Origin of the sequence: Dysgonomonas sp. 25, from assembly GCF_010501075.1 — a bacterium.
In the GTDB taxonomy this organism is placed as follows: domain Bacteria; phylum Bacteroidota; class Bacteroidia; order Bacteroidales; family Dysgonomonadaceae; genus Dysgonomonas.
The window spans coordinates 61,186-69,875 of sequence record NZ_QVMN01000011.1; the positions used below are offsets into that span (position 1 = coordinate 61,186).

General features: G+C 45.2%; 5 protein-coding genes. All 5 read left to right on the forward strand.

What is annotated here, in order from left to right; genetic code table 11:
* The first annotated feature begins 20 nt into the window (after window positions 1-20).
* The 5 genes from D0T66_RS14630 (at window position 21) to D0T66_RS14650 (ending at window position 8,448) form a co-directional block, all read left to right on the forward strand.
* Window positions 21-3,377 carry a SusC/RagA family TonB-linked outer membrane protein gene (locus D0T66_RS14630; protein ID WP_255489839.1) on the forward strand — a complete coding sequence of 1,119 codons (3,357 nt, stop codon included), beginning with the start codon at window positions 21-23 and terminating at the stop codon, window positions 3,375-3,377.
* A gap of 106 nt (window positions 3,378-3,483) precedes the next feature.
* Window positions 3,484-5,070, forward strand: a complete 1,587-nt coding sequence (locus D0T66_RS14635) for a RagB/SusD family nutrient uptake outer membrane protein (RefSeq protein WP_163358062.1) — start codon at window positions 3,484-3,486, stop codon at window positions 5,068-5,070.
* Window positions 5,071-5,101: 31 nt separating this feature from the next.
* A complete protein-coding gene (locus D0T66_RS14640; RefSeq protein WP_163358052.1) occupies window positions 5,102-6,187 on the forward strand; it encodes a glycoside hydrolase family 18 in 1,086 nt (361 codons plus the stop codon).
* A gap of 17 nt (window positions 6,188-6,204) precedes the next feature.
* The gene (locus D0T66_RS14645) at window positions 6,205-7,356 is read left to right on the forward strand and encodes a DUF1735 and LamG domain-containing protein (protein WP_163358053.1); all 1,152 of its coding nucleotides are present in this window, start codon (window positions 6,205-6,207) and stop codon (window positions 7,354-7,356) included.
* Window positions 7,357-7,395: 39 nt separating this feature from the next.
* Complete coding sequence (locus D0T66_RS14650) at window positions 7,396-8,448, forward strand: Ig-like domain-containing protein (protein ID WP_163358054.1); 1,053 nt, start codon at window positions 7,396-7,398, stop codon at window positions 8,446-8,448.
* Window positions 8,449-8,690: the final 242 nt, after the last annotated feature.

Consider the following 8,690-nt stretch of genomic DNA (forward strand, 5'->3'; position numbering starts at 1 on the left):
AAATGACTATGAAAATTCGAATGAAAAAGATTTTTCTATGGAGGCGTATCGCTTTATGTCTGCTTGTTTCGGGAATGTTGGGCGTAGGTTATGTCCCTTCCATGCAGGCGCATAATGCACACGGAAAGGAGCAAGCTCCGGGAACATTTAACCTCAAGGACGGAACGCTCTATGATGTAATCAAGCAGGTAGAATCGCAATCCGACTACCGCTTTATCTACGACAACTCCGAAGTATCGGGCAATACCCGCATCAAGATTTCGGCAGGACCCAAAACGTTGGAACAGGTACTGGGCATTATCTCGCAAGATGCCAAACTGAACTACCGGATTTCCAATCAACAAATTTTCCTGACCACTAACACTGCCGCTGCACTCCGCAGTGCAGGTAATCAGCAGGATAACAAAACCATTACCGGCGTTGTGCTGGACGTGAACCGCGAACCGCTGATTGGTGTAAGTGTGGGTGTAGAAGGTACAACCAATGCGACGATGACTGATATAGACGGACATTATACCATCACCGCGCCGGTGGGCAGTACGCTTCTCTATACCTTTGTCGGATTCAAGACCGAACGCAGAACCGTTGGTGCAGCATCTGTCATAGACATTATGCTGGAAGAAGACAACGTTATTCTGGGCGACGTGGTTGTGACCGCTTTGGGTATCAAACGCGAAGTGAAGGCTTTGACGTATAATGTGCAAACGGTGGATGCCGAACAGGTGACAGCCGTGAAGGATGCCAACTTCATCAATAGCCTTACCGGTAAAGTGGCCGGTGTAACTATCAATCAGAGTGCTTCGGGTATCGGAGGTTCGTCGCGTGTGGTAATGCGTGGTACGAAATCGTTGTTCGGCGATAACAATGCCCTCTATGTGGTAGACGGTGTGCCTATCCTCAATACGAAGAACGACCAGCCGAGCGCTATCTACGAAAGCCCCGACGGTGGCGACGGAGATGCAATATCATTGCTCAACTCCGACGATATCGAAAGCATATCCGTTCTTTCGGGAGCTTCGGCGGCAGCCCTTTATGGTAGCCAGGGTGCGAATGGTGTTATTTTGGTGACAACCAAAAAAGGTGAGCCGGGCAAACTGAGAGTAAACTACTCGAATAGCACTCAATTTATGAGCCCGTTTGTGATGCCCGAATTTCAACGGACATACGGTACCAATGGAGCCGGTTTCAATAGCTGGGGCGACAAGTTGGATAAGAAATCGTCTGTTCGCGTGAAAGACTTCTTCCAGACAGGTTATACCGAAATGAACTCGTTGAGTGTTTCGGCCGGAGGAGAAATCAGCCAGACATACGTGTCGGCAGCTTCTACTTTGGCAAGAGGTATTGTCCCTAAGAATGAAGTGGACAGGACAAATATCAGCATCAGAAATACGACAGACCTGATTAAGAATAAATTGAGTCTCGACCTGTCTTTGTCGTATGCCCGTCAGAAAGACAAAAATATGCTGATACAAGGTCAGTATCACAACCCGTTGCTGCCATTGTATCTCTTCCCTCGCGGAGACGATTTGGGCAAATACAGGACATACGAAATACATAATGGCGACCGCAACTTCAAAACGCAGTTCTGGCCATACGGCAATCAGGGATTGGGTATGCAGAACCCGTATTGGATTATCAACCGCGAAAGATTCCAGAACAAAACAGACCGCTATTCGTATGGTGGAACATTGAAGTGGGACATCACCGACTGGGTGAATGTGGCAGGACGTGTGCGTATGGATAATACCGAAAATACGTTTACCCGCCGCATAGCTGCTTCATCCGACCTGTTGTTCGCTTCGGAAAATGGTAACTATATGAATCGCAAGCGCTCGAATAAGCAGATATATGCCGACGTTCTGGCTAACGTCAATAAGCGCTTCAACGATGATTTCAGCCTTGCCGGAACATTCGGTGCGAGCGTTATGGATGCCAAGCTGGATGAATCGGGATTAGAAGGTCACCTGAATCTTGTGCCTAACTGGTTCTCGTTTGCCAACATCAATATGCAAGACCCGCAGACGAAATCTATTCAAAAAAGGTATCACGACCAAACGCAAGCCATCTTTGCTACGGCGCAATTGGGTTACAAGGATATGCTCTATCTCGACGTAACGGCTCGTAACGAGTGGGCTTCGGCATTGGCGTTCACCAACTCGCAGGATTTCTTCTATCCGTCGGTCGGAGTATCCGGCATTATTACCGAGATGGTAGACATACCGAGAGATATTATTTCGTTTATGAAACTCAGAGGTTCGTACAGTGAAGTAGGTAACTCGCCGATGCGCTATATCACCAGCCTGACATACAGTGTAGGAGGTTCGGGAGCAATCGAGTTGACACCGTATATCCCGGCTACAGGATTGAAGCCTGAACGCACGAAAGCGTTCGAGATAGGTACAAATATCCGTGCTTTCAAGGATAAAATCAACTTCGATTTGACCTATTACAATACCAATACCTATAACCAGCTGTTCACCATCGATGTATCTACCTCTACAGGTTATTCGTACTACTATCTGAATGCCGGTAAGGTAAACAACTGGGGTATCGAACTTGCTGTGGGTTATAATGAGAAATTAGGTCCTGTGGATTGGAATACCCGCCTGACTTATACATTGAACCGTAATAAAGTGAAATCGTTGGTGCCGAGAGGAACGATCGACCCTACGACAGGCCTGCCTATGGAAGAAGGTATGAGCAGTGTTATCGTGAACGAATCCGATTCGTATCGTATGATGCTGAAAGAAGGCGACCCGATGGGTGACATATATGTGTCTACGCTCAAAAAAGACCATGACGGTTACATCTATGTCGATCCGAAGAGTGGAACGATTATGGCCGATCCCGATAACTGGATCAAAGCCGGAAACCCTGCCCCTAAATACAATCTGGGATGGCGAAACGAATTCTCGTACAAAGGATTCAACCTGAGCTTCCTTATCGATGCACGCGTTGGTGGCGTAGGAGTTTCTGCAACTCAGGCGTTGATGGACCGCTACGGGGTGTCTAAGGCTTCGGCTAAAGCCCGCGACAGAGGTGGTGTGATGATTAATGGAGGAATGGTAGACCCTGAACACTATTACTCAGTAGTGGGTGGTGGTAATACCGGGGTACTCTCGGAATATGTGTACAGCATGACGAACGTTCGCCTGCGCGAAGCGACACTCGGTTATACTTTCCCTAATAAATGGTTCAAAGGGTATATCAATAACCTGACTGTATCCGTTACCGGACGCAACCTGTTCATGTTCTACAACAAAGCACCTTTCGATCCGGAAGTGACAGCCTCTACGGGAACATACTATCAAGGTTTCGACTACTTTATGCAGCCGAGCTTGAGAAGTCTGGGATTTGGTGTTAAAGTACAATTCTAAATCTTAAAATTGAATTATTATGAAAATCAGATACACAAATATAGTGAAAGCCGAGTGCAATCAAGCTCGCTTGAGATTGCCGAGGCGCATCCTATGTTCTATAAATATGATGAAAGTATTGGGCATCTCTCTTCTTTGTCTGGGATTGTGCGTGACATCATGTACCGACAAGTTCGAAGAATACAATACCAACCCCGATGAGGTGACCGAGGAGATGCTGGCTTGGGATATGCTCGGGCTCGGGGGATTTTTCCCTACGATGCAAATCGATGTTGTCCCGACAAGTGATGTGGATGCGAACGAATATCAGCGGGCGCAGAATCTGGCAGGTGATATCTTTTCGGGCTATATGGCAGCCATCGGACAATGGAACGGTTCGGTCAATAACAGTACCTATAATCTCTATTATGCCGACTGGAACGATGTGATGTTCAACGTAGCCAACCGCTCTGTTATGTCTCCATGGCAGAAAATCAAGGAGAAATCCGAAGAATATGGTATGCCTAACGCTTACTATCTGGCGCAGATAATCAAGATAGAAGGCATGCACCGTGTGACGGACAACTATGGGCCTATACCTTATTCTAAATTTGGTACAAGCGCGATGAGTATTCCTTACGATTCGCAGGAATCTATATACAAATCTTTTCTGGTAGAATTGTCAGAAGCCATCGAAGAGTTGGAAGAATATGTAGCTAGCAATCCTAATTCGAGTGTTTTGTCAAAATACGACCTTATCTACGGAGGCGACTGGAAAAAGTGGATTGTATTTGCTAATTCATTGAAACTCCGCTTGGCAATGCGTATATCCTATGTTGAGCCGGCATTGGCCAAACAATATGCTCAGGAAGCAGTCAATAGTACCTACGGGGTGATGCAGAATAACAGCGATAATGCCATTCTGAAATCGGCATTAGGTTATGTCGTTACCAATCCGTTGCAAATATGCTGGGACAGCTATGCCGATACCCGTATGGGAGCGAGCATGGAATCTTTCATGTCAGGATATAACGACCCTCGTTTACCCGTTTATTTTCAGGCCTCGGCAGCGCCATACACAGGATATCATGGTGTGAGAAACGGTATAACAATCGATAACAAATCGAATTATTCTCCGATGTCGGCACCGAATGTTTTTGGCAATACTCCGGTTCAATGGATGTGTGCGGCCGAGATTTACTTCCTTCGCGCCGAAGGTGCAATAAGAGGCTGGAATATGGGCGGAACGGCCGAGGATTTGTACAATCAAGGTATTCAAATGTCGTTCGAGCAAAGAGGATTATCTACTACGGCTTATACAGCCTACGTAAACGACAACACGTCTGCGCCTGCCAACTTTGTCGACCCGAGAGGAAAGCACAGTATTGCCGCTTCTACTACGATAAAGATTAAATGGGACGACACTGCTGGATTCGAAACGAAGCTTGAGCGTATCCTTACGCAAAAATGGCTGGCTATTTACCCTGACGGGCAAGAAGCCTGGACAGAATTCCGCCGCACGGGTTACCCTAAGATATTCCCTGTAGCCGAAAACAAGAGTAACGGAACTATCAATACGAATCAGCAGATTCGTCGGATAACCTATCCTAAGACTGAATATCAGACCAACGAAACCGAGTTGAGGAAAGCGATTGCCGAACTGCTTGGCGGAAATGATAATGGTGGAACCAAACTCTGGTGGGATAAGAAATAAGTTTAATAACCTATTATACACAAAAATTGTTATGAATAAATTTATATTGACTATAATAGCTGTTGTTGGTGTTGTTTGTATCGGCTTTGCATCGTGCGACACAGATGTGGAGCAGGAAGATATGAACAAAGTCCCGGAGAAGACTCCTGAATATTATGAAAACCTGAGAGCTTTCAAAAGCACCATGTTCGACCGTTCCATCTCATTCGGATGGTTTGGCGGATGGCATTCCGAAGGCCCTTCACACTCTTCGTACCTCAATTCTATCCCCGATAGTATGGATGTCGTTTCCATTTGGGGCGATTGGCGTTCGCTGTCCGATAAAATGAAAGTTGATCTTCACCAGGTGAAGACACTCAAAGGAACCAAATTCGTGGCCTGTATGATTATCGACAACCTCGGTAAGGATATTACGCCTGCCGAAATATGGGATCAGGGACAACCTGTTGTTAAAGAATACTGGGGCTGGGAAGACGGCGATCCGGAAAAGATAGAAGGAGCTATCCGCAAATATGCCCGGGCAATCGTAGACACATTGGAAGCATTGAACTACGACGGTTTCGATATCGACTACGAGGTCTTTAACGGAACGATAACAAATAATAATAGTTACATCAATATGTTCATCGATGAATTAGGCAAGTATTTGGGCCCTCAATCGGGAACAGATAAGCTATTGATTATCGACGGATATATTAATCGGGTATTGCCCGAAACGGCCGACCGTTTCAACTGGTATGTGGTACAAGCCTATTATTGTTCGGGAGATAATGTTTTGAATACAGGAGGTAACCGCTTCATCGATTGCGCAAACAAGTTGAGCCATTTGTATACTCCCGAAGAGGCGGCTATGAAAATAGTGATGACCGAAGACTTCGAGATGGGAGGCTATGCACCTAACGGAGGACGGAGTTATACCCGTCGCGATGGTACAACTGTTCCGTCACTCATCGGGATGGCAATGTGGGAACCTCAATATAATGGACAAGTATTGAGTGTTCCTTATAAGGGAGGCTGCGGAACCTATCACATGGAGAACGAATACAAAAACAACCCTCCATACCAATGGTTACGTCAGGCTATACAAATAATGAATCCGGCAAAGCCGGCTAATTAACATAATTTTATGAAGCTATGAGAACAAAGTTTTTAAGTATTTTATTCGTATTAACAGCCCTGCTCGTTTCATGTAGCGATGCAGACGGTTACAAAGATGTGACATTTATAACGGGAGCCGAGGTAGATCCGATAAATAAATATACCGTTGAAATGCCGAAAGACCTTGCGTTGACAGTTAGTTCTTCGTCTAAAATGACGCAAAACGTAACTATATCTCTCGATGTGGACGAAAATCTGTTGACTGAATATAATAATAAATATAAGTCGAATGCACTCCTGCTACCGAGTTCAACCTATACCTTGGATAGCAAAGTTGTGGAGATTCCGTCGGGCAGCCATATATCCGAGCCGATGAAGATTTCGTTGAATGATGTATCAGGACTCGTGCCCGCTCAACCTTATATTTTGCCTGTCAAGATAGTTGACGTAAAAGGAGGATTTCCTGTGCTCGAATCGGCAAGAGTAGTTTATCTCTCCATTTCGCGTACGTTAGTTACCAAGGGTGCAAAAATTGCGGGAGCTTACTTCTTGCATGCGTTTAGCGACGATTATAAAGCGGTAGAGCAATTCTCGATGGAAACCAAAGTCTATATCGATCGTTTCTCCACAGCAAGCCATAAGATTACCTCTATCATGGGTTGGGAAGAAAACTTCCTGCTTCGTTGCGGTGATACATCGTTAGAGCCGGGACAATTGGAATTGGCAGGAGGAGCAACGAAAGTTTCCATCTCCGAAGCCGATGCTATGACTACAGGCCGTTGGTATCATGTGGCAGCCACCTATGACGGTACAGGAGCCAAAGTCTATATAGACGGAAAGCTTGTTGCCCAAAAATCAGCTGCACGCGGCCCTATCGATATGACTTATGGATATAAGGACAAGGCATTTGTTATCGGTATTTCGGCCACAGATGGCAGCCGCAGGCTATATGGTGTGGTGAGCGAAGCCAGACTATGGTCGAAAGCCCTCACGCAAGAGGAAATTGCCAACAATGTCTGCTTTGTAGACCCTACGTCGCCTAACCTGATAGCCTATTGGCGATTAGACGGATCGGATGCCTATACAAGCGGAGGATCTACCTATATCCGCGATGCGACAGGCAAAGGCCTCGACCTGAAAGTGGGAGGATCCGGTTTGAGTTGGGTAGAAGTGAGATGCCCTAATTAATTGGGATAACTTATTAATCAAAATCAATAAATAAACATTATGAAAGCGATATATAAATTCATTCCACTCATCTTTATCCTCCTTGGCGGATTCATCGTAAGCTGCTCGGACGATGACGATAAACAGAAAGATGTAGAGAGCATAACGATTTTGGGTGCGGTCAACGATACCATTGCCATTGATAAGAACGAAACGTTTCAAATCAATATAGAAACGACGCCGAAAAATCAAGAAGTGAAGTTTTTCACTACCAATGCGAGCGTATTTACTATCGATGATGCAGGACTTATACACGCCAACGAAGGAGGAGTCGGGTTTCTGCATGTTGTAGCTGCTAACGGAACAGGATGGAGAAGGGCGAAATGTGTGGTAGACGTCACAGCTTATGTCGACTCTATCGATGTTCTTGACAATAGCCTGGTGATTTTGCCGATAGGGCAAACGGTCAATTTTGCGTCTCGCTTCAAAGCATTTCCTGATGCTGCCAAAAACAAGAAATTGGGATATAAATCCAGTAATACGGCAGTTGCTACAGTTGACGAAAATGGAGTTGTGACAGCTGTGACAAAAGGCATTGCAGAGATAAGAGCAATCCCTACCGATGGCAAATACGATATCGAATCAGAACCGATTGTTATCTATTCAGGCTATGCGGCACAACCTGTCGACAGAACGGCATGGACTGCAGTAGCCAGCAGTACACAAGGTTCTCGGGTTGTTTCGAACCTTTTCGATGGTAATACAAATTCCTCTTGGGAAGCAGCCTATAGTACAGCTCCTCCGATGTGGATTCTGATTGATACACACAGTTTGACCGAGTTTGACCAAGTCACATTTATTCAATCAAACTATAGGGAGGCTAAAAATATCGAAGTGTATATAACCGATATCACAACAGATGGCGTTACACAAGACGATCCTTCGTTTACGCTGATTGGAGGAGTATTCTTTAACGATGCAACTCCAAGCAGAACATTGTCTCTCTTCCCGGAAGCGAAGAAGCAGAGCCGTTATATAAAAGTAGTGTTCTTAGATTCTCGATCAGGTAATTATATAAGTCTATCAGAAATAGCCTTGTATAGCGTAAATTAACAAGTATTCAGAAGTAGATTTCAGAGCCATAAGGGAGAGAAGCCTTTATGGCTCTGTTTCTTGACCGAAGAGAACGGGTTGGTGGCATAAAATGCTTTATAATAAGCGATTATTTATCCGTCGAAAACAACACTGCAGAAAAAGATAAAATAATTTGATTTTTTTTATGATGAAAGAAAAATAAGTATTATCTTTGCTGCCCGTTAGCGGTAAATAAGCCACGAGAGAGAGGTTAAGAAAGG